The 20,458-nt window shown below is 35.2% G+C and carries 23 protein-coding genes, 1 rRNA gene and 1 pseudogene (1 of these 25 only partly in view); 12 read left to right on the top strand and 13 right to left on the bottom strand.

Features of this window, described 5'->3' with window-relative positions:
• The 5 genes and pseudogenes from ACYQ1E_RS14665 to ACYQ1E_RS14645 form a co-directional block, all read right to left on the bottom strand.
• A 16S ribosomal RNA gene (locus ACYQ1E_RS14665) occupies positions 1–27 on the bottom strand; it reaches 1,593 nt to the left of the window's first position.
• A gap of 253 nt (positions 28–280) precedes the next feature.
• Positions 281–1,567: an adenosylmethionine--8-amino-7-oxononanoate transaminase gene (bioA, locus tag ACYQ1E_RS14660; RefSeq protein WP_459880968.1), complete on the bottom strand. Its 1,287-nt coding sequence runs from the start codon at positions 1,565–1,567 to the stop codon at positions 281–283.
• Between the two features lie 20 nt (positions 1,568–1,587).
• Positions 1,588–2,907: a DUF362 domain-containing protein gene (locus ACYQ1E_RS14655; protein ID WP_459880965.1), complete on the bottom strand. Its 1,320-nt coding sequence runs from the start codon at positions 2,905–2,907 to the stop codon at positions 1,588–1,590.
• Between the two features lie 136 nt (positions 2,908–3,043).
• Positions 3,044–3,457 (bottom strand): annotated as a pseudogene (locus ACYQ1E_RS14650) (diguanylate cyclase); the annotation flags it as partial.
• Between the two features lie 300 nt (positions 3,458–3,757).
• On the bottom strand, positions 3,758–4,387 hold the full coding sequence (locus tag ACYQ1E_RS14645) for a hypothetical protein (protein WP_459880962.1): 630 nt from the start codon (positions 4,385–4,387) through the stop codon (positions 3,758–3,760).
• Positions 4,388–4,665: 278 nt separating this feature from the next.
• Here ACYQ1E_RS14645 and ACYQ1E_RS14640 point away from each other — a divergent pair, with 278 nt between their 5' ends.
• The 5 genes from ACYQ1E_RS14640 (at position 4,666) to ACYQ1E_RS14620 (ending at position 8,145) form a co-directional block, all read left to right on the top strand.
• Positions 4,666–5,019: a hypothetical protein gene (locus tag ACYQ1E_RS14640; RefSeq protein ID WP_459880959.1), complete on the top strand. Its 354-nt coding sequence runs from the start codon at positions 4,666–4,668 to the stop codon at positions 5,017–5,019.
• Between the two features lie 193 nt (positions 5,020–5,212).
• Positions 5,213–6,811 carry an ATP-binding protein gene (locus tag ACYQ1E_RS14635; protein ID WP_459880956.1) on the top strand — a complete coding sequence of 533 codons (1,599 nt, stop codon included), beginning with the start codon at positions 5,213–5,215 and terminating at the stop codon, positions 6,809–6,811.
• 26 nt (positions 6,812–6,837) lie between these two features.
• Positions 6,838–7,227 (top strand): AAA family ATPase, encoded by a 390-nt coding sequence (locus tag ACYQ1E_RS14630; protein WP_459880953.1) that lies wholly within the window; start codon positions 6,838–6,840, stop codon positions 7,225–7,227.
• Positions 7,228–7,229: 2 nt separating this feature from the next.
• Positions 7,230–7,550, top strand: a complete 321-nt coding sequence (locus ACYQ1E_RS14625; RefSeq protein WP_459880950.1) for an AlbA family DNA-binding domain-containing protein — start codon at positions 7,230–7,232, stop codon at positions 7,548–7,550.
• Positions 7,551–7,578: 28 nt separating this feature from the next.
• Entirely contained in the window at positions 7,579–8,145 is a 567-nt protein-coding gene (locus tag ACYQ1E_RS14620; RefSeq protein ID WP_459880947.1) for an ATP-binding protein, read from the top strand.
• A 39-nt stretch (positions 8,146–8,184) separates the two neighbouring features.
• On the opposite strand, the gene ACYQ1E_RS14615 is transcribed toward ACYQ1E_RS14620, so the two are convergent.
• The 3 genes from ACYQ1E_RS14615 to ACYQ1E_RS14605 form a co-directional block, all read right to left on the bottom strand.
• Positions 8,185–8,424: a type II toxin-antitoxin system HicA family toxin gene (locus ACYQ1E_RS14615; RefSeq protein ID WP_459880944.1), complete on the bottom strand. Its 240-nt coding sequence runs from the start codon at positions 8,422–8,424 to the stop codon at positions 8,185–8,187.
• Positions 8,424–8,648: a type II toxin-antitoxin system HicB family antitoxin gene (locus ACYQ1E_RS14610; protein WP_459880941.1), complete on the bottom strand. Its 225-nt coding sequence runs from the start codon at positions 8,646–8,648 to the stop codon at positions 8,424–8,426. The genes ACYQ1E_RS14615 and ACYQ1E_RS14610 overlap by 1 nt, the downstream gene beginning before the upstream one ends.
• 438 nt (positions 8,649–9,086) lie before the next feature.
• Positions 9,087–9,284 (bottom strand): hypothetical protein, encoded by a 198-nt coding sequence (locus ACYQ1E_RS14605; protein ID WP_459880938.1) that lies wholly within the window; start codon positions 9,282–9,284, stop codon positions 9,087–9,089.
• An 820-nt stretch (positions 9,285–10,104) separates the two neighbouring features.
• Here ACYQ1E_RS14605 and feoB (ACYQ1E_RS14600) point away from each other — a divergent pair.
• From feoB (ACYQ1E_RS14600) to ACYQ1E_RS14570, 7 genes are all read left to right on the top strand, one after another.
• Entirely contained in the window at positions 10,105–11,457 is a 1,353-nt protein-coding gene (gene feoB / locus ACYQ1E_RS14600) for a ferrous iron transport protein B (protein WP_459881803.1), read from the top strand.
• 45 nt (positions 11,458–11,502) lie between these two features.
• The gene (locus tag ACYQ1E_RS14595) at positions 11,503–12,159 is read left to right on the top strand and encodes an HD-GYP domain-containing protein (RefSeq protein WP_459880935.1); all 657 of its coding nucleotides are present in this window, start codon (positions 11,503–11,505) and stop codon (positions 12,157–12,159) included.
• A 345-nt stretch (positions 12,160–12,504) separates the two neighbouring features.
• A complete protein-coding gene (locus tag ACYQ1E_RS14590) occupies positions 12,505–13,638 on the top strand; it encodes a carbohydrate porin (RefSeq protein WP_459880932.1) in 1,134 nt (377 codons plus the stop codon).
• A 478-nt stretch (positions 13,639–14,116) separates the two neighbouring features.
• The gene (locus ACYQ1E_RS14585; RefSeq protein ID WP_459880929.1) at positions 14,117–15,460 is read left to right on the top strand and encodes a DUF2325 domain-containing protein; all 1,344 of its coding nucleotides are present in this window, start codon (positions 14,117–14,119) and stop codon (positions 15,458–15,460) included.
• A 29-nt stretch (positions 15,461–15,489) separates the two neighbouring features.
• Positions 15,490–15,651 carry a hypothetical protein gene (locus ACYQ1E_RS14580; protein WP_459880926.1) on the top strand — a complete coding sequence of 54 codons (162 nt, stop codon included), beginning with the start codon at positions 15,490–15,492 and terminating at the stop codon, positions 15,649–15,651.
• A 65-nt stretch (positions 15,652–15,716) separates the two neighbouring features.
• Positions 15,717–15,866: a transposase-like zinc-binding domain-containing protein gene (locus ACYQ1E_RS14575; protein ID WP_459880924.1), complete on the top strand. Its 150-nt coding sequence runs from the start codon at positions 15,717–15,719 to the stop codon at positions 15,864–15,866.
• A 37-nt stretch (positions 15,867–15,903) separates the two neighbouring features.
• Positions 15,904–16,158, top strand: a complete 255-nt coding sequence (locus ACYQ1E_RS14570) for a FeoA family protein (RefSeq protein ID WP_459880921.1) — start codon at positions 15,904–15,906, stop codon at positions 16,156–16,158.
• Between the two features lie 316 nt (positions 16,159–16,474).
• Here the strand turns inward: ACYQ1E_RS14570 and ACYQ1E_RS14565 are convergent, their stop codons facing one another.
• Genes ACYQ1E_RS14565 through ACYQ1E_RS14545 form a run of 5 tightly spaced genes read right to left on the bottom strand, consistent with a single transcriptional unit; the run spans position 16,475 to position 20,373 of the window.
• Complete coding sequence (locus tag ACYQ1E_RS14565; protein ID WP_459880918.1) at positions 16,475–17,293, bottom strand: DUF4198 domain-containing protein; 819 nt, start codon at positions 17,291–17,293, stop codon at positions 16,475–16,477.
• Between the two features lie 15 nt (positions 17,294–17,308).
• Complete coding sequence (locus ACYQ1E_RS14560) at positions 17,309–17,629, bottom strand: hypothetical protein (RefSeq protein WP_459880915.1); 321 nt, start codon at positions 17,627–17,629, stop codon at positions 17,309–17,311.
• An 18-nt stretch (positions 17,630–17,647) separates the two neighbouring features.
• Positions 17,648–18,880, bottom strand: coding sequence for a nucleoside recognition domain-containing protein (locus ACYQ1E_RS14555; protein WP_459880912.1), 1,233 nt, complete (start codon positions 18,878–18,880; stop codon positions 17,648–17,650).
• A gap of 15 nt (positions 18,881–18,895) precedes the next feature.
• On the bottom strand, positions 18,896–20,152 hold the full coding sequence (gene feoB, locus ACYQ1E_RS14550; protein ID WP_459880909.1) for a ferrous iron transport protein B: 1,257 nt from the start codon (positions 20,150–20,152) through the stop codon (positions 18,896–18,898).
• Positions 20,149–20,373, bottom strand: coding sequence for a FeoA family protein (locus tag ACYQ1E_RS14545; protein ID WP_459880906.1), 225 nt, complete (start codon positions 20,371–20,373; stop codon positions 20,149–20,151). Before ACYQ1E_RS14545 ends, feoB (ACYQ1E_RS14550) begins: the two co-directional genes overlap by 4 nt.
• Positions 20,374–20,458 lie beyond the last annotated feature (85 nt).

Raw genomic sequence — 20,458 nt, 5'->3', positions numbered from 1 at the left:
CTGAGCCAGGATCAAACTCTCAGGTTATTTCTATAACCCTGCCCTACCCCCTAAAGGATAGAGCCTCTATCCTTACCTGTCCTCCCCATTCCTATAACTATCTAATTGTCAATGAACTAGAATCTTAATTATACTTTCTTTATCTCTCTTGTCAACTATTTTTTTCTTTGTTGCCTTTTTCTTATCACTCACGCAACGGAGGAGGGAATATATACATATCACATCACCCTGTCAACAACTTTTTAAAAAAATATTTCTTTACATTAAGATATTAAAAATATTAATATTTTTTTTTCATAATTGCCTCAAACATAGCATTAACTAATATCCTTAATTCAGACTCTTCTATAACGTAAGGAGGCATAATATAAATCAAGTTTAAAAATGGTCTTATCCAGACTCCTTTTTCCACAAAAAACCTCTGTATCCTGGCAACATCCACATTTTTATCCACCTCTACAACTCCTATGGCTCCAAGCACACGCACATCCTTAACACCATCCAACTCCTTTATTTTCTCCATCTCTTGTCTCAATATCTTTTCAATTTCCTTTACTTTTTTCTGCCAATTACTTTTTAAAAGGAGTTCTATTGATGCTAGGGCTACTGAGCATGCAAGGGGATTTCCCATAAAGGTTGGTCCGTGCATAAAGACCCCAGGCCCTCCCTCTGAAATTGTCATTGTCACATCCCTTGAGCAAAGAGTGGCTCCAAAGCTCATATATCCCCCAGTCAAGGCCTTTCCTATACACATAATATCTGGCTCAACCGAGGCCAAAAAGCTCGCAAATAGTTCACCAGTTCTGCCAAATCCAGTTGCAATTTCATCAAATATCAACAAAATTTCATATTCTTTACATAATTTTTTCAAATTTTGTAAGTATTCCACATGGTAAAATCTCATTCCACCTGCACCCTGAACAATTGGCTCCAAAATTACTGCTGCGACCTCTTTGTGGTGTTTTTTAATCAGGTTTTTTATATCAAATATGTCTTCATCTTCCCATTTTGCTCCATAGGGAACTTGGGGCTCTTTTGCAAAGTAATGTTTAGGTAAAATTTTTCTAAACATCTCGTGCATGCCAGTTACAGGATCGCATACAGACATGGCACCAAAGGTATCTCCGTGATATCCCCGTCTAATTGTGATTAACTTAGACTTTTCTTCCCTTCCTTTAGAAATCCAATATTGAAATGCCATTTTTAATGCCACTTCTACTGATACCGAACCAGAGTCTGTAAAAAACACTGCATCCAAGGAAGATGGAGTAATTTCAATTAATTTTTTTGCCAGTTTCACCGCTGGTTCATGGGTTATTCCCCCAAACATCACATGTGCCATTTTATTGAGTTGAGACTTTATTGCATCATTTAGCACAGGATGATTATATCCATGAATAACAGCCCACCACGAAGCCATGCCATCTATAAGCTCTCTACCATCATATAACTTTAATCTCACCCCTTTTGCTTCTTTAACAGGATATACTGGCAGTGGATTTTTCATTGATGTATATGGGTGCCAGATATGGTTTCTATCAAATTCCAGAAGTTTTTTTATATCCATAATATTTATCCCTCGAAAGATTATTCAATAGTGAAATAAGATTCATCAAATTCTTTTTTTCTCTTGTAGCGCTGCATAAAAAGACCTGGTAAAGATTCAAAATTTTTTAATATATTGGGATCTACATCTATGCCTGCTTTTTTAAGGGCATTATTTATCTCCTCTGGATCTGGAGGACAGCCTTTTACAAATATTGGATTTTTTATTTTTTTATTATCTTTATGTCTTTTATACATACATTGTCCAATTAAGATTGTGGTCTTTTTGTATGAAGGCTCTTTTATTTTTCCTGTAAGAATTTCAACATCATCCCAAGGCTCACCTTTCCATGCCCTGGCAATGGCTGTTAAAATAGCACCATTTAAACCAGAACAGTAGGTACACAAGGTATTATCATACTTTGGGTAACTTAAACCTTTTATTCCAATTTTTTCAAAGGGCTTTGGCATTGATCCATCTTCTGTATAGGCAAAGTCATATTCATATTTTCTCCTATAATCATCTGGATTTTCTCCAATAATTTCTATGTCAGATAAATCTGTTGCCCTATTATTATATTCAATTGCATGGGCAATGTGTGGAACTTCCATAGGTTCATATCCCAGAATATAACTCCCAATCTTATCAGCAGAAATCAAATCCTTTGAACCTATTAAAATATCAGTTTTATAGGGTTTTCCATCATAACTAGGTCCTCTTTCCAAAGAGTATATTCCATCTATCAAAATAACTACTTCATTAAATATATTTGCGAATTTGGAAATTATATAATCTAAATTCTTTTTTTCGTCTGCACTATGGGTCTTTTTTCGAGAATTCATATCTAACAATCCCTTTAAATTTTTTATCCCCAGGCTGACCTTTGTCTGGGCATGGGTTTTTAGTACTGGCAAATCCACAATCACATCACTCTCAAGTGCCTTTTCATTAAATTTCAGGAATATTCCATTGTCCACCTCCACTTTTCTAAATGGTCCATCATGGACTGAGACAAGTTTCACTCCGTATCTAGCTTCTAACTTATCGTATCCCAATCCTTTGAATGCCTGGTATTGAAGTGTTTTGTCCTTTGGGTTATATAACACACTGCCTTCACCAATTGCTATATCAGAGGCTCCACACTCTTTTAAATACTTAACCACTCCTTCTACTACTTTAGATGTGGTAATTACCCCCCATTTGGGAAAATTGACCTGAGAGGTCCAAAACACAATATTTGGCTTTACAAAAATCTTCTTTCCCTTAAAATACAAAGGGTCTATTCCACAAGGGCCAAAACACTTGGCTATAGATAATCCTGAATTTTTAACATTTAATAGAGATACTTTAAACTTTTTCATGTTCCACCTCTTTTATAAATTTTAGGAATTACATATGGGTTTATCACAGGTTATTTTATTTAAAAAAAGTTTATCTCCAGATATAGAGCTGATCATTGTTTACCTTTCTTTGTTTCAAAAATTTTTGTGAATAAATTTATTCATCTTCTTTAAAAACTTGAACTTGATTTCTGCCATTTTTTTTAGCCTTATACAAGCCAGCATCTGCCCCTTTAATCAATTCTTCATGAAAAATCAAATTACTTCCTTGTGTTGAAGCCACACCAAGACTTATGGTGACAATTGGTTTAGATGATGAGTTTTGATGGGGGATTTCCAACTTTTCTATATTTTTCCGTATCCTTTCTGCAACACGCACTGCACCATTAAGGGGAATTTTTGGCAAAAGAAACACAAATTCTTCCCCTCCATATCGGGCCCAAAAATCACCTGGCCTTTTAAGGGAATTTTTAATTGCTTCTGAAACTTTTTTTAAACACTTATCTACCATGATATGGCCATAGGTGTCATTATATGCTTTAAAATTATCTATATCGCACATTATTAGTGATAAGCTTTTGTCTTTAAAAACGTGAAAAAAATTTACGTTTTTTAGAGGACCTTAAATCATTGCAAATTCTTGAGTTATGAGGGTTAAGCCTTGATGGATGAGGAGATAGGACTTTTCAATATTAGATGGTTGTGATGCACTATGTTCTAAGTCCTTTTTAAAACACCTTGAAATTATGGGATTTTTAAAAAAGTCGTTAGCACAAATTGTAGCCCAAAGCCACTTCCAGCCAAATTTAGTAACCGCATAAAATGATTTACCTTTTGCCTTTTTGACGATCTTTCTAGAGATTAATTTTTTTCAATTCATAGCGAATTTGAGAGGAATTTCGGAAGTAGTTGGATAGAGCATTCTTAAGTTCACAAGTTTTAAATCCAAAAGAGGAGTATTTGGTTTTAAGCAATTCTTTGATAAGAGCAAGTTGTCTGTCTTTTCTAAGATCAGGAGCAGGGACCTTGTGGTTAAGGTGGTCAAGAACAGGTTTTGAAAACATGTTGGTTCAATCTCACATAATGAGGAGAGATCAACGTCAGCACAACAATGGAGGAATTTGTTATTGGCATCAAGATCTTTCCATAAATAGGCCTGTAGATAGAGAACAGGTTTTTTAAGCCCCAGCGATTTAGGGTTGTTAATGGTGGTTCCTGCCCGCCAGTGCCCCACCAATAATATGAGGTGTTTAACTAGAGTAAGCAGTGCAATATCAATAGTTCCTTTAAAAGACAGAGTATCAAGGCGATTGGCAGGCGGGTCAGTGAAAATGCGCATAACGCCATTAGAGCGTTTAACAAAACCCATAGGTTTAAGGAAAGAAGCAACGCCTCCTTCATAGAAGAGGTCTAAAATATAACCGCAAAGGATAACACGATCAAAAGATGTGTAGGAAAAGTTGATATTTTTTGAAAATTGAGCGATAAAGTTGTTGTTCACAGGTAATTTTCCTCCTTATAGAGTGTTGGCAAACCACCTATTTAGGAAATTACCTGTGAACTTTCAATTTTTTTTCAGGCAAAGTTATGGGACTTATCAATAACTAAGAAACTCATAACACAAACCAACATGCAGTTTTCGGAACTTTAGAAGGACTCAGGATATCCAATGGCATATACAGAGAGATCATCCCAAGAGAGATAACCAATATATTACAGACAGAGCTAGAGGGTCAATTTAAACCTTTCTGGTATGTAAATCCAGATGGAATACTTGATATGGTGAAACTTATGCGGGCATTTCAGGAGTTTTTCAGGGAACACAGTGAGAGCTGGCTTGAGAGATTTCAATACAAAGAAGCAGGTCCACAGCTACTTATGCAAGCATTTTTGCAAAGGATTGTTAACAGTGGCGGAAGAATTGAAAGAGAATATGGTCTTGGCAGAAAAAGAACAGATCTTCTTTTGATATGGCATATTGGAACAAGTAGCTTTCTTGAAGCAAAGAAGGTGCAAAAGGTAGTTATTGAGCTTAAGGTTTTATACAAAAGTTTGGATAAGACCATAGAAGAAGGTTTATCTCAGACCTATGAATATATGACAGATGTGGTGCAGATGAAGGGCATCTTGTAATATTTGACAAGACAAAGGGCAAATCATGGGATGAGAAGATATTTGAGAGAAGGGAAAAATACAGGGGGAAAGAGATATGGATCTGGGGGATGTGAAAATTAAATTCTTTACGTATGAGGAAGATAAAGGATAAGTTTACTATTATAAAAAGAAAAACATACTATAAAAACAACTAATAAATTAAGGAGCACACATGAGATTTTTTAATACAGCAGGACCTGTAAGGTGCGAGGATCATTATTGTTTGCCTCCATTAGAGCGGTTAGATTTAGAAGAAGTGCTAATGCTAATTGATCAGAAAAAGTATTTTGTCCTTCATGCACCAAGGCAAACAGGCAAGACAACCTGCCTTTTAGCACTTCAGGAATATCTAAACAAAGAAGACAAATTCAGGGCACTATATGTGAATGTGGAAAGCGCTCAAGGGGCAAGAGAGGATGTGTACAGAGGAATTCAATCCATTATGTATGAAGTTGCTTATAGATATCAAAAGACATTTAAAGACGATTATTTTCTCGAACATTACAAAAAAATACTTGAACAAACAGGAGAATATTCTGCATTTAAGGCACTACTTAGCATGATGAGCGAATATACTAAAAATCCTATAGTCTTAATGATAGATGAGATAGACAGCCTTGTTGGAGACACATTAATCAGTGTTTTAAGACAACTTAGAGCTGGTTATACAGACAGACCAGAAGGCTTTCCCCAGAGCATTATATTGTGTGGAGTAAGAGATGTTCGGGACTATCGCATACACTCAAGCAAAGAAAAGGAAATTATAACAGGAGGAAGTGCATTTAACATTAAAGCTGAGTCTTTGCATCTTGGAGATTTTAATAAAAGAGAAATAAAAGTCCTTTATAATCAACATACAGAGGAAACAGGGCAAAGGTTTGAAGATGAGGTTATAGATTATGTATGGGAGCTAACAGAAGGACAGCCTTGGCTTGTAAATGCACTTGGATATGTGGCATGTTTTAAGTTAAAAGAGGGAAGAGATAGGAGCAAACCAATTACAAAAGAGCTTATTACAGAGGCAAAGGAAAAGATAATTTTAGAGAGATATACCCACATTGATCAACTTACAGACAAGCTTAAGGAAGATAGGGTTCAAAGGGTAATAGAGGCAATTTTAGAAGGAGACAAAAATCCAGAGGACATACCAATTGATGATATTTTATATGTAGAGGATTTAGGTTTGATTAAGACCCGTCCGAATTTGAGGATTTCCAATAAGATATATCAGGAGATAATTCCAAGGGAGCTTACCTTTAGTACTCAAGTTACCATAACCCATGATGCTTTGTGGTATGTAAATCAAGATGGAAGCCTTGATATGGTAAAACTTATGCGGGCATTTCAAGAGTTTTTTAGAGAGCACAGCGAGAGCTGGCTTGAGAGATTTCAATACAAAGAAGCAGGTCCACAACTACTTATGCAGGCATTTTTGCAAAGGATTGTTAATAGTGGCGGAAGGATAGAGAGGGAATATGGACTTGGCAGAAAGAGAACAGATCTTCTTTTGATATGGCCTATTGGGACAAATAGTCTTTTAGAAGCAAAGAAGGTGCAAAAGGTGGTGATAGAGCTTAAAGTTCTTTATAAAAGTCTGGAAAAGACCATAGAAGAAGGTTTATCTCAGACCTATGAATATATGGACAGATGTGGAGCAGATGAAGGACATCTTGTGATATTTGATAAAAGAAAAGATGTGAGTTGGGATGAGAAGATATTTGAGAGAAGGGAAAAATACAGAGGCAAAGAAATATGGATCTGGGGGATGTGAAGTTTGTTTAATAAGGGAGCAAAGTCATGAAAAAAAGACTTGGGCCTGATACATCGTCTTTTAGAAAGCTCAGAGAAAAGGACCTTGTATATGTGGATAAAACCAAATGGATATATAAGCTCATTACAGAGGGAGAATGTTATTTTTTATCAAAGCCCAGAAGATTTGGTAAATCCTTAACCATATCCACTCTAAAAGAGCTTTTTTATGGAAACAAAGAGCTTTTTAAAGGAGTATATATCTATGATAAGTGGGATTTTAAAAAACATCCTGTGCTTATTTTTGATTTTAATGAGATAGACAATCAGACTCCTTCTATATTCTGGAAAAATAAGGGGATTAAAACTATTCTTTGTGGGATAAACTTTGATACAGAGAAAAGAGAAGTAAAAGAGATTGTTTTTGAGGAGATTTAAATTTGAGGAGTGAAAAGAAAAAGAATTGGGGTAAGGAAGTGATGAGAGAATCGCAGGATATAGAATTTAAGGAAAAGTGGAAAGACGAACATCTAAAAACTTTGTGTTCTTTTGCCAATGGGGATGGAGGAATATTGTATGTTGGTATCCGCGATGATGGAACACCTGTTGAGATTGAAAGTCCAGAAAAACTTCTTGAAATCCTGCCAAACAAAATAAGAAACAATCTTGGCATAATTCCCGATATACAACTGGAAACTCTGGACAACAAAAAAGTAATAAGAGTGGAGATAAAACCCTCTGAAGTGCCTGTTTTTTGTTGATACCATTATAATAAAAGGAAATCTGTTTGTGCAAGTTAAAGCTCTTACAAATGCAATTAAAAAGCATATCAATGTAAGCTATGTAATAGAGGATGTGCATAGGAAAGATGTGTGGGATTACCCTTTACCTGCAATCAGAGAAGCATGTATAAATGCCCTTATACATCGTGAGTACATAAATTCCGCAGAGATTCAGATCAAAATATATGATGATCGTATATGGTTTTGGAACCCTGGTGGATTGCCAGAAGGGCTAACAATTGATGACTTAAAAAAAGAACACGCATCCAAACCAAGAAATAAGCTCCTTGCTATGGTTTTCTATTACGCAGGGCTAATAGAAAGATGGGGTACAGGAACAAAAAGAATGGTTGACCTCTGCAAAAAACAAGGACTTCCTGAACCTGAATTTAAAGAAGAATTTGGTGGGTTTTCGGTTATATTGCAAAAAGACATATATAACGAGGGATATTTGAAAAAAATAGGACTGAGTGAGAGACAGATAAAGGCTGTTCTGTATGTTAATTCTAATATTTTCCTTTCTATATGTAACGGTTGCAGACCAGTGTTTTTCTCCTATTTTTCCAATACCTAAAAATCTCTTTTCCCCAATTTTCAAACACAATGCTCTTATTTATGTTTTCTCATAGGCTTTTAAGAATTCATCCCTTGAGATACCAGCCTGCGTGCAAATTGTTCTCAGAGTGGAAGCTTTAATTCTCGGATGGTTAGGCATAGTCAAAGGAGTTTTGCTTCCATCTGGATTCTCTCGCACCATAGAAATATGCTCTCTTTCTCGCACAACTCGAAAACCCAGATTTTGCAATGCCTTTATTACTTTTCTCTTTGAAGCATCAACAGGGAATTTTTTCATCAAACCTCAACTCCTGCTTCAGCAACAAATACTTCAAGTACTGGTGGTTCAACATCAAGAATTTCTTCACCAAAAGTTTCTATATGAAAGCGAATCGCAGACTTTACATCCGCAAGAGCTTCTTCATAAGTATCTCCCTGTCCCACCACAACTCCCTTAAGCCCTAAAGGATAAGCTACATAGCCATCAGGATGTTTTTCTACAATAATTTTTACTTGCCTCATAATAGGTCCCCCTTTGTCTAGTTTTACACTAATCCTTTTTTCCTCAGTATCTCTCTTGCTTTCTGTCCACTTATCCTAAGAGGTACATTCTGAGGAACAAACACTTATGCGGGTATTCATTCTGACTGCCAGATGTATTATTTTGTTTCTCCTTGGCAGCGTGTAACGCCGTCCGCTGGAGTGGGTTATTAGGAATTTATAATTTTTTTGTATTCCGAATGCTTACCAATCCAATACCAGATAATTCCTTCCCTAATCTCTATTCCAATAGCTCTATATTTTTTACCCACTCGAACTGACCAATATCTATCAACCTTCTTTATATGTAATGAGGGATGATAAGGTTTTTTTTAAAGTTCAAAAGTTCTATTTGCCAATTTTTTAATATTTTCAGGTAGTTCTTTATATTTTCCCCAAAAGTAGGGTTTGTATAATGCTTTAGAGTTTTAGACATTTACCAGCTCGAAAATCTCTAATAGCTTGTTCAGCTAATTTATCCAGTTTCCCTAGTCTTACATCTTCTTCAAATTCTCTATTCCAAAGTTCTTGTTCAAAATTTTCTATCCATTCTAAAAGAATTCTTAAATCATTTTTTGGTAACTTCTTTATGTTTTCAATAAGTTCATCAACCTGCATAAAAGTTACCCCTAAATTTTTGTGATTTTAACCTGTTATTGATAATAATTCAAATATTTTTCCTCCTAACATTATCATATAATTAATTGCTTATAAAGCCAAAATTTTCTATTTTAATTCTATTGCTAAGTTTATAAGGAGGCTGTTCAAAAATATTTTTCAACAGGCTCAGTTTAAAAAATTTTATTTTTAAATCAAAAAATGTTATTATTAGCACTGGTTTAAAATTTCTCTTTAGAAAAATTTTTATGAAGAGATAGTGCGGATAGTAGACTCCCATGCTAAAAATTTATAAGGTGTATGCGTAATTGGTATTGGTATTATTACTTTCTTTTATAAACTTTAAAATGGAGTTGTATTGGCAATCTCACCCTATAGGGATGATGCAAAATTCTTTAGTTGACCTAAAATATTAATAAAATTTTTACAAAATCGTTATTTTTTTCATACTTTACGAAAAATAAATATCGTGTTTCTTGTATTATCCCATAAAAGCTATCTTCTCAAACTCACCGAGAATTGCTGAATTAACTTTTAGTAGTGTTGAATAAAAAACTTGACAATTAATCTCGTTTAATTTAATTAGACTAGTCAAACAATTTAAGTCAATTCTAATTCTAGTGGTCCTATAAACAAGATAAATAATTGATACAATAAGGTATGTATTTTTTGTTTGATAACTTAGATTTATCTAATTTAATTAAAGAAATCTAATCTAAACTAGGGGAAAGTTTATGAAGTTAAAATTAAGTGAAATGAAGGTTGGGGAGCAAGGCAAAGTGGTGGGCTATGTCCAGGGAAAAAGCAGTATCTAGACAAAATTTTTTCTACGGAACTGACTGTACTTTGCAATGGAATTGGGGGTGGTATCCAGACCGTTGCTACATTTATTCCTCCAATTGGATTTATGTTCTTGTGTTTGTCTATTTTAGAAGATTCAGGATATATGGCCAGAGCAGCCTTTGTTATGGACAGGCTTATGAGGGCAATTGGGCTACCTGGGAAGGCCTTTATCCCCATGCTGGTAGGGTTTGGCTGCAATGTCCCAGCTATTATGGCAACCAGAACTTTAGAAAATGAAAAAGACAGACTTCTCACCATTGCTATGAATCCATTTATGTCTTGTGGGGCAAGACTTCCTGTATATGCCCTATTTGGAGCAGCATTTTTTGGAACAGGGTCAAGTAATTTAATATTTTTGCTTTATTTAATAGGAATTTTAATGGCTATTCTTACAGGAATCTTATTAAAAAACACTGTGTTAAAAGGAGAGATTTCTCCTTTTGTCATGGAGCTGCCCCCTTATCACATGCCAACTATTAAAGGGGTCTTATTCCATACCTATGATAGATTAAAGGTATTTCTTATAAAGGCTGGTAAGGTCATTATTGCAATAGTGGTTGTGTTGAGTTTTTTAAATTCTATTGGCACTGATGGCACCTTTGGGCATGAGGATAGTGGATCATCAGTTTTGGCAAAGATAGGCAAGACCATTACTCCAATCCTTCATCCCTTAGGGATAGAAAAGAACAATTGGCCAGCCACTGTTGGACTATTTACAGGTATATTTGCAAAAGAGGCAGTTGTAGGTACACTTAATTCCCTCTATGGTGCTGAATTAAAGGTAAATACCGATACTGAGGAAGAGTCTTTTAGTGTATTGCAGGGAATAAAAGATGCATTTACATCAATTCCAGAGAATCTATCTGGACTTGCATCAACAATTACAGATCCTTTTGGAATAGGTTCTGCTGCAGAAGAGCCGCCTGAGGATGTAGAGCCCACTGCATTAGAGATTATGCGTAACCATTTTCATGGTAAGATTGGGGCATTTGCATATCTTTTATTTGTTCTCCTTTATATTTCATGTCTTGTAGCTGTTGCTGCAATTTATAGGGAAGCTAATTTTAGATGGGCCATATTCATTGTAATATATACGGTTACTTTAGCATGGTCAGTATCCACGATTTTCTATCAAATTGCTACATTTAAATTACATCCACTCCTGTCAATGATATGGATTGTGGGAATAGGAATATTTTTCTTTACTTGCTATTTATTGCTTAAAATAAAAGGTACAGAAATTTTAGGAATTGGAGATTTAAAAAAAGAAATATTAAATGGATGTGTAGGTCGCAGCAATAGAAATGTATGTTTTAGCTACAAAAAATAAATATTAATAAATAGATTTTAGACCAATTAAATTTAGGAGAGATATATGTTTACCACAAATCCAGTGTTTAATATCATAAAAACAATTAGTTGTAATAATAAAAAGAAATGTTTACCTAATATATTGCATCCTCTTTTTGAATCCCTGGGACTGGCACTAGATGCAAGAGACAAAAATACATATTACCATTCAATTGAAGTTGCGGATATAAGTTCCATTATCGCAAGTGAAATGGGACTTAGTAAGGAACGGATTGAGCTGATCCACATTGGAGGACATCTACATGACATAGGTAAAATTGGAATCCCAGATAACATTTTACAAAAGTCTGAACCATTAAATAGGCACGAGTGGAAAGTAATTAAGTCACATCCTGTTATTGGAGCGAACATTATATCACCCCTTAGAAAATGTTTTGGTAGTGAACTTATAGATATAGTGCTTTATCATCATGAGAGATTTGATGGACAGGGGTATCCTTCAGGTTTAAGAGGCAAGAACATACCTTTAGGTGCTAGGATTGTAGCATTGGCAGATGCAATATCTGCAATGTTACAACCAAGGCCTTATCGTTCAGCTATGCCATTTGAGATAGTAGTTCAGGAGATATTAAGCAATAGTGGTACACAATTCTGTCCTGTCGTGGTAAATGCATTTAAGGAATGTATAATTAAGATAGAAGGTTATTTTAAAAAGAATTAAACTTGAAATTTTTTTAATACAGTAGTGTTTTAATATATGGAAAGGAAAAATTCTTATGGTGAATATTTGTTTAAAGATCAATAAAATTTTAGACTTGCATTTCAAGAATGGTTATGATGCCATTTATTTATGGTTTTATATGCTGCAAAAATTTTCAAAAACCAGAGCTAGGGCACCTCCTGTTATACTTAAACCATTAAAGTTGGATTTGGTTAAGGTTAATATTGGTTTATACTATAAACGTTGAATAATATAAAAAGCAAAATTCAAAAGGAGAGAAGGATTATATATTATTTGCCCCTAATTAATTAAAAATAACATAAAAACCTAAAGAAGGAGAAAATGATGATACACAAAAAAATTTTTTTACTGGCATTGATGTTTGTCGTGTTAACCGGTCTTAAAGATTATGTCTATGGTTATGACATCACCAAACAACTTTCCTTGGATGTGTCCATAGCAGGCACATATCAGTATCTGGATTATGATTCTGAAGATAATGATGATTCCCTTGGTAGAGGTGCTATTGCAGCGGATATTGGTTTTAATTTTCACCCAACTGACATAGATGAATTCCAAGTGACTCTAAGTTATGCTTCAGGTAATAGTTTACACAATAAAACCCCATTTTTACTAGCCTCATATGCAGATGACCTAGAAGATGACGTAAAAGACATCAATGGGAGAAATAGAGATTATTTATTAGAGGCATGGTATAAACATACATTTAATTTAACTGAAGATATTTCTCTAGCTGGTACCTTTGGTATAATTGATTCAACCGGGTATTTAGATGAAAATGAATTTGCAAATGATGAATTGAGTCAATTTATGAATGAAGTATTTGTCAACAATCCTTTATTGAATTTGCCATCTTACGATTCAGGAGGTGTAGTTGAACTCGCTTATAAAAATTTTTATCTCAAGGCCCTGGCTATGGATACCAAAACTGATAAATGGGAAACTCCAGAGGAGGATGATACTAAATCTTATAACTACTATGGTGGCGAGATTGGATTGAGTTTAGATACACCTGTTGGGGATGGTAATTACAGAGTAATAGGTTATATTACCTCTGAAGAGTTTGAGGGATGGGACAACTCAGAAGAAAAATATCAAGGAATAGGAATTTCAGCAGATCAAAAAATAGGAGAAATCTTAGGTGTATTTTTTAGGTTTGGATGGCAGGATGACGATGCAATAGTAGATTTTGATACTTTGTATTCAGGTGGAATTAATATAAATGGAAAATTATGGGGAAGAGAAAATGATGAAATAGGAATTGGATATGCTTATCTTGATGGTTGTGATGATGCTGAGGTAGATAATACCCAGGTAGTGGAGGGATATGTAAAATTCAAAGTAACAGAATACAGTCACCTTTCTCTAGATTGCCAATATATGAACGATGATTATGAAGGCAATATAGATGACACTGAAGGTTTTATATCTTCAGTTAGATATGTGGTAGAATTTTAGGCCATTATTATTCTTTGAGCTTTATCCTGAAGATGTTTTAAAAATTTTGGCAGAAAGGTCATGATAAACCAGCAATTCTCGGTGAGAAATAATTTGATTTACGGCTTTATTTTAACACTATCTTTTTATAAATATGTTTTAGGAAAAATAATTATAATTTTTTTCGTAGTTACCTTTACGAACTCACCGAGAATTGCTGTTGATCAAGCTAATATTTTGTTTTTTTTATAATATAAATAAATAAAATAAGAAAAATTATAGAAGATATGAAGCAATGAAAATGTAAAGATAGATAATACTTCGCTTAATTGTGGGGCGATTAGAGTAAAAAATAGATACTATAAAAAGTCGTATTAGAATTAATGAATGTTAAAACAATATTTTTCAGAAAGTAGATACATTCCTTTATAAGGCAAAAAAATACAAAGGTAATTTAGTAGTTTTTATAAAGAAAACAATAAAAAGGGGGAGAGTGAAAATGTGTATAAAGGCTAAAAGTTCTATTTCAGGTGTAGAAACAAAGAGGGATGTAGAAAATTTTATTTCTAAAGCATTTAAGTCCATGGGCATTAGGATGACAGAGGAAAGCAGTAGTGATGCAAATTTTTTTAATTTAAGAAAAAAAATCAAAAGACATAGTAAGTTAAAGGAGGAGGTTATTATGGTAGGTGATCTTAGACAAAACGTTGCGGTTAGGAGGTTATGGGAAGTTGAAGATTTTTTTAAGTGTCCACTTATTGGGATGTATATAGATGATAAAAAAGCACTGGCATTATTTAAGAAGATGAAAATTAAGTTGGATAAAGATGTATCCTCGTATTCATTACATAAAAAATTGATGAGTTATATGGATACAAAAAACGATATTTCTTTAAAAATAGAAAATTATCTTTATTATAAGAATAAAATTTTTTTGCAAAAGTATTTGTCTTTAAGTGAAGATGAGTTTTTAAATCATTGGAATAGGCTGTTTTCTGTAGGAAAAATTAAAGAAATTTTTTTTGTAGCTTGTCTTAAAAAAGATTTATCTCCTTTATCTTTAAGTAAAATTTTTGGGGATATCCATATGTTGTCTCATTTAAATGTAGACTTAAATTTAAAATTAAGAAGAGAATTGAATATTTATAAAGTTACATGTAAAAAAATGGGAAAATCTATCTCTTCATATAGATTAATGATTAGAAATTTTAAGAAAAAGTTAAAACAACGTACAAATTTAAAAAATTGTAATAAGTATAATATAGATACTGATAGGATGAAAAAAATAGCCCGAGAAAATATGATACTAAAAAAAGAGGTGTATTTATTGACTTCAAAATTAAATAGTAAATTAGAGCAAGAAAAGAAGGTGCAAAGACAAATAACAAAATTAAAAAAAGAAAATAAAAAATTAAAAAAGAAGTTAGCTGATTTAAAAATAAAAGATTCTAAGACAAAGTTTTTAGGCTCAGAGTTAGGTGCGTTGGAGCAGAATTTATATTCTTGTTTGGAGTGTGCAGAGAAAAAGGGTTTTGAATCATGGCAATGCGAGAAGTGTCCTAGACGGGTTTTGATTGTAGGAGGTATAACTAAGTTAAAGCATCTTTATCGTGAGTTAGTAGAAAAAGCAGGCTATGAATTTGATTATCACGATGGCTATATAAAAGGAGGAAAAGATTCTTTGGTGAAAAAAGTTAAGTCTTCTGATTTAGTTATTTGTCCTGTTGACTGCAATAGTCACGGGGCCTGTTCTGTGGTGAAGAAATTGTGTAAGAAATATAATAAGTCTTTAAAAATATTATCTAAATCTAGTGTAAGTCGTGTTGCTACAAGTTTAAATTAACATCCAAACATCAAATTCGGAGAAAAAAAATGGATATAAAAGTTTCTCATTATGCAAAAGGGCGAATTAGATTAAAGATAGGGGAGTTAAAAGGTTGTTTTGCTTTGAGAGATACATTTCTTGAGTCTTTTCAGAAGTTGGGAATGCGTGCTGATTTTAGGTCTTATACAGGGAGTATCATTTTATTTTGAGAGTGTTTACATTTAGATAGAAATATAATATAAGTGATCCCAACCAAAATGATGGGAGGGAGAAAATGGTTGTATGCAAGCATTGTAATTCAACGCAAGTGGTCAAAAATGGTTTTGTTCGTAAAAAACAACTGTATCTGGGCAAGAACTGTTCACGAACTTTGATTTGCTGTTTTCTTGTCAAGAGATTTGACAAAATTTTATTTTTGAATTAAATTTTTATTAACAGATGTAGACAGTTAAAGGTGGAAAATGAATGGCTTAATCCCACTCAGTATAGCAGATAAAAATAAGGAAGTGACAGTAGTGGCGATAAATGCAGGCAGGGGTTTACAGTCAAGACTCTTTAGTTTAGGGCTCATTCCAGGGGTTACCATAAAGGTGCTTAGTAATTCACGCCCAGGCCCTCTCCTTATCTCAATAAAGGATACAAGGCTTGTCCTTGGCCGTGGTGCTGCCCAAAAAATCATAGTAAGTGATTCAGTTAGTAACTCCAAAAATCCTTAAAGAGCCTTCTCTCCAAACCATCGGAGTTCTTAACCCATTTGTGAGAATTTTATCTAAAGGCATTAAAAGACAAAAGAGAAAGAGACAATTTAATTAGTAAAGTTATAAAAGAGCTTCAAGAAAATAAAAGGTAAAGAAAAATATTATGATGGTGGCAAAGGTAGATATACATTAAATTTTAAGAAAATAGAAGAAGACAAAAAAAGGACTACTAAAATTATCCTTACTTATTATGTATCTCTTCTTATTCACTATAGGTTTTCTCCTTTTTAGGCCTCTGGCCTTAAATAAAGGCCTGGGGCCTAAAAATATATAATTATTTCATATCTAGAGCCTGAACCCAGATAACCGCATCCTGGGAGAGTTCCTTACCCTTGTATTTCAAATCCCCACCAGCTCCGAGTGCTGCAAAACCCCACCAGCCTGCCTTTGGGATACCGAATGTAAATACGCCGTTTACATCTGCTTTTATGGTCATGGTAATCAGGGCATCGTGAGGTGCCTCTACCTTGGCCTCCTTAACAAAGGCATTCCCTTTAATATCATGATTCATATATTCTACCTCTATTTCAGCATAAGGAACAGGCTTTCCTTTGCAGGTCACAATTCCTCTGAACACATTTCCGACCCACAGCGCATAGGGTTTGTCCAAAGGAATAATCTCAACTGGTAGAGGATCACCAACCGGTTGATCCCAATCTGTTGGTGCACCAGCCACATTGAAAATGACCTTTGTGCAATGCTGAATATAGATGTCCTCTGAAGGTTCATAATAAGGAGCAGGCACAAAATAGAATACATAATCCCCCATACCCCTTAATTTAACATCAGCCTCATAGGCTCTACCGCTATTAGTCAGACTCCTAAAGGTAATTGGCCTTAGTTTTTTTAATAAATTCCTTTTTTTTCCCTTATGCATCACACCAAAGGCTAGGGGTGGGTGTATCTTACCATTTTCATCCTTTCCGATATCCATGGTATGACCAGCCTCAAACGGATGGGTAAAAATAAGTTTGAGATTAATCTTTTTTGTTTTGGGCACACTGTTTGGGCTATAAATCATCTGAAAATGGGCAAATGCAGAAACACTTAACATAAATACGAATAACATACTTAATAACGTAATCTTTTTCATCTTTATCCTCCTTTTTTATTCAGTGATATCTTTACTCTTTACCTTAACTACATGACCAGGCCCTGCATCAAAAACCACTGTATAAGGGACATCTGGTTTTTTAAAAGTAAATTCACTATCCTCATTCATCTTTCCCTTTATCAATACCTTTCCACTCTTATCCACCACAGTCATACTAACGCCAGCAGCAGAGGAGCCATCAGAGAATCCACCCTCGCATGTCACTGTTCCATCTCCATTGTCATAACAGGAGCAAAGCGGGGTGTGAGCATAGGAATAAGTGGCCAAAAAGATCATAACTGTAAAACCAAATAAGCAAATTAAGACCCTTTTCATAATTTTAACACCTCCTTTCTATACAATTTTTGGTTCTCTTTTGATAAATCCCATTATTGCTGTGCATATTATTGCCAGGATATAAAAGGCAATCATTGCCTGAAATCCTGAAAGGCCTAAAAGATTTCCTCCAGTGAATACAAGGATTGCTATTAAAAGCCCCAATATAATGGGATAGATCGTGGCAAATAACATCCATTTTGTGCTTCCAGTCTCCAATCGCACCATGATCAGTGTAGGGATGCAGGGAGGATACATGGCCATAAAAAGCATTATGGCCAGGGCATGAAGTGGTGTCCAGCCAGTCTCTTTGCTCTTCATCCTCTCTCCAAGTTGTGCCTCTTCACCTGGTGGGGATTGATAAATGCTCCCTAAGGTTGCCACAGAACTTTCCTTTGCTGCAAAGGAGCTGATAAGGGCAATATTTATGCGCCAGTTAAATCCTGCAAGCTTTGTAAATGGCTCTATAGCCCGACCAACACGCCCAAAATAGCTCGATATGACTGTCTCATCCTTGATTTCACGCCTGAGTCTCCTTCTTACCTTGGCAAGCTTCTTGTATGCCTTATAGACCTTTTTTGCATCTCTATCCTTTATCTTTTTCCCTTCAAATTCATACTTTCCCCTTTTCACTATCTTGTAGAATTCCATATTTTTGGCCCTAAACTTTTCATCAATAGCCTTCTTTGCCTTCTTCCCCTTTGCCCCCATCATAGCAATCTTATATGAGTCCCAATATCTAGCAAATTCCATAAGCCCTTTACCAGCCAAGTGCTTGGCATATGGATTTTCTTTTCCTATCTCCTTATAGAACTTCTCGATTGCCTGATTTGCCCTCTTTTCATAATAGAGCTTCCTCTCTTTACCTATTCCAGGCATGCTGATGAGTACATAGACAATAATTGCCACTATAATAATGATAGTTATAACCTTTTTTACAAATAGCCATGTCCTCTCTAAGCAACGACGCAGGACACCAGAGAGTGTAGGGATATGATAAGGAGGAAGCTCCATTACAAATGGAGCACTCTCCTTTCCCTTAAGCACAGTCAGATTTAAGGCCTTAGCTACAGCAAGTGCTATGATCAGTGTAATTGTGGCTATAAAAAACATGGCAATAGCCTTATATTCAGTAAAGAACATACCAATTAAGAGCACATAGAGTGGAACCTTGGCCATACAATTCATAAGAGGTGTAGTAAGGATTGTTGCCATACGGGCCCTTTCATCTTTTATGCCACGGCACGCCATGACACCTGGTATAGCTCACCCACCCACATATACACCACCCAAAATAAAGGGCAGAGTAGATTGTCCATGGAGGCCAAAATGCCTAAGGATACGGTCTAAGATAAATGCCATACGTGCCATATAGCCTGTATCTTCCAGTATGGCTATTAAGGCAAAGAGGATGAGAAAGATAGGGACATAATTTAGGACCGCCACAATTCCATCAATGACCCCTAATGGTATCGAACGAAGGAGTGGGTCAAAGATGAATCCTTCAGGAGGAAGGATGTTTGCAACAAACTTTCTAAAGGAGGCCAAGATGGGCCACGTATAATTGGTGATATTATAGCCCTGGACTATAGAGAGCTCATATAGACCATAGATAACTGCAGCCAGGATGATAAAGCCAAAGACCCTATGGCATACAACCTTATCAATCTTATCAGATAGGACTAAGGTTGTCTCCTTTTTTCTCTTAATGACACTTTCTGCGATCTTCTCTGCCGCAAGATAACGTCTCTGCGCAATGACCTTCTCTGGGGCCTCTTTATATTTAGATATAAACCTTTCCCTCTCTTTTTCTACATAATCCAAGATTTCCCTTCCATCTTTTGACCGCTCTTTAACAAGCCTCTTTGCCTCACTATCACCTTCCATAAGCTTTACCGCAAGCCATCTTAAGGGATAGTCTTGAGAGAGTGCAGATTCTTCTGAAAGCCTCTCTTCCAAGGAGGAAAGCACAGGCTCTAAGGCATCACCGTAATCAATACGTATAGAGTTAGATTGGATATCCCCATTGGCAATATCCCATATTGCCTTCTGAAGCTCTTTTTTCCCTTTCCCTCTATTGCCAATTGTCGGAATTACCGGAACCCCTAACTTTTTGCTTAATTCATCTATATCTATCTCAATTCCCCTGCTTTTTGCTACATCCATCATGTTTAAATCAATTACCAATGGGATTCCCATTTCACCAAGCTGAAATGTAAGATAGAGATTCCTTTCAAGATTTGATGCATCCAGTATATCTACAACCAATTTCGGCCTTTCATGGAGGATAAAATCCCTTGCTATTCGCTCCTCTAATGTGTAAGATGTAAGGCTGTAGGTTCCAGGCAAATCGATCAGTTCAATACTATGTCCCTGAAACTTAAATACCCCGGTTTTCTTCTCTACCGTTACCCCAGGGTAATTGGCCACATGTTGCCTGGCCCCAGTAAGGAGGTTAAAGATAGTTGACTTGCCAGAATTGGGCTGTCCTGCAACTGCCACTATAATCTTTTCCTTTTTCATAATGGCTCCACCTCTATACATTTAGCCTCTGAATGACGGAGGCTTACATGATATCCTCTAATAGAAAAATCAACCGGGTCCACAAGTGGTGCATTACGTACCACCTTTACCTTTGTCCCTGGCACAAAGCCCATATCCATTAGGCGCTGCCCTGTTGCACCGCCTATATTTACCCTAATAATTCGGCATTCTCGCCCAGTCTTTATCTCATCTAATGTCATAGCTCTTCTCTTAATAAATTTAATCTTTTATTATACTATCAGGGAATTTTAATAATACAACTTTTTGTCAAGAAAATTTTGTAAA

The organism is Desulfothermus naphthae (assembly GCF_054657475.1).
Note: the sequence above shows the minus strand (reverse complement) of the source record. Positions and strands in the feature narration are given on the sequence as shown.

Bases quoted from the DNA above. Each gene is read 5' to 3' on its own strand.
- ACYQ1E_RS14655 (WP_459880965.1), bottom strand. From the start codon at position 2,907: ATGAAAAAGTTTAAAGTATCTCTATTAAATGTTAAAAATTCAGGATTA.
- ACYQ1E_RS14605 (WP_459880938.1), bottom strand. From the start codon at position 9,284: ATGCAGGTTGATGAACTTATTGAAAACATAAAGAAGTTACCAAAAAAT.
- ACYQ1E_RS14635 (WP_459880956.1), top strand. From the start codon at position 5,213: ATGAGATTTTTTAATACAGCAGGACCTGTAAGGTGCGAGGATCATTAT.
- ACYQ1E_RS14585 (WP_459880929.1), top strand. From the start codon at position 14,117: ATGTGTATAAAGGCTAAAAGTTCTATTTCAGGTGTAGAAACAAAGAGG.
- ACYQ1E_RS14630 (WP_459880953.1), top strand. From the start codon at position 6,838: ATGAAAAAAAGACTTGGGCCTGATACATCGTCTTTTAGAAAGCTCAGA.
- ACYQ1E_RS14575 (WP_459880924.1), top strand. From the start codon at position 15,717: ATGGTTGTATGCAAGCATTGTAATTCAACGCAAGTGGTCAAAAATGGT.
- ACYQ1E_RS14595 (WP_459880935.1), top strand. From the start codon at position 11,503: ATGTTTACCACAAATCCAGTGTTTAATATCATAAAAACAATTAGTTGT.
- ACYQ1E_RS14590 (WP_459880932.1), top strand. From the start codon at position 12,505: ATGATACACAAAAAAATTTTTTTACTGGCATTGATGTTTGTCGTGTTA.
- bioA (WP_459880968.1), bottom strand. From the start codon at position 1,567: ATGGATATAAAAAAACTTCTGGAATTTGATAGAAACCATATCTGGCAC.
- ACYQ1E_RS14640 (WP_459880959.1), top strand. From the start codon at position 4,666: ATGGTGAAACTTATGCGGGCATTTCAGGAGTTTTTCAGGGAACACAGT.
- ACYQ1E_RS14560 (WP_459880915.1), bottom strand. From the start codon at position 17,629: ATGAAAAGGGTCTTAATTTGCTTATTTGGTTTTACAGTTATGATCTTT.
- ACYQ1E_RS14615 (WP_459880944.1), bottom strand. From the start codon at position 8,424: ATGAAAAAATTCCCTGTTGATGCTTCAAAGAGAAAAGTAATAAAGGCA.
- feoB (WP_459880909.1), bottom strand. From the start codon at position 20,152: ATGAAAAAGGAAAAGATTATAGTGGCAGTTGCAGGACAGCCCAATTCT.
- ACYQ1E_RS14545 (WP_459880906.1), bottom strand. From the start codon at position 20,373: ATGACATTAGATGAGATAAAGACTGGGCGAGAATGCCGAATTATTAGG.
- ACYQ1E_RS14580 (WP_459880926.1), top strand. From the start codon at position 15,490: ATGGATATAAAAGTTTCTCATTATGCAAAAGGGCGAATTAGATTAAAG.
- ACYQ1E_RS14570 (WP_459880921.1), top strand. From the start codon at position 15,904: ATGAATGGCTTAATCCCACTCAGTATAGCAGATAAAAATAAGGAAGTG.
- ACYQ1E_RS14565 (WP_459880918.1), bottom strand. From the start codon at position 17,293: ATGAAAAAGATTACGTTATTAAGTATGTTATTCGTATTTATGTTAAGT.
- ACYQ1E_RS14610 (WP_459880941.1), bottom strand. From the start codon at position 8,648: ATGAGGCAAGTAAAAATTATTGTAGAAAAACATCCTGATGGCTATGTA.
- ACYQ1E_RS14555 (WP_459880912.1), bottom strand. From the start codon at position 18,880: ATGGCGTGCCGTGGCATAAAAGATGAAAGGGCCCGTATGGCAACAATC.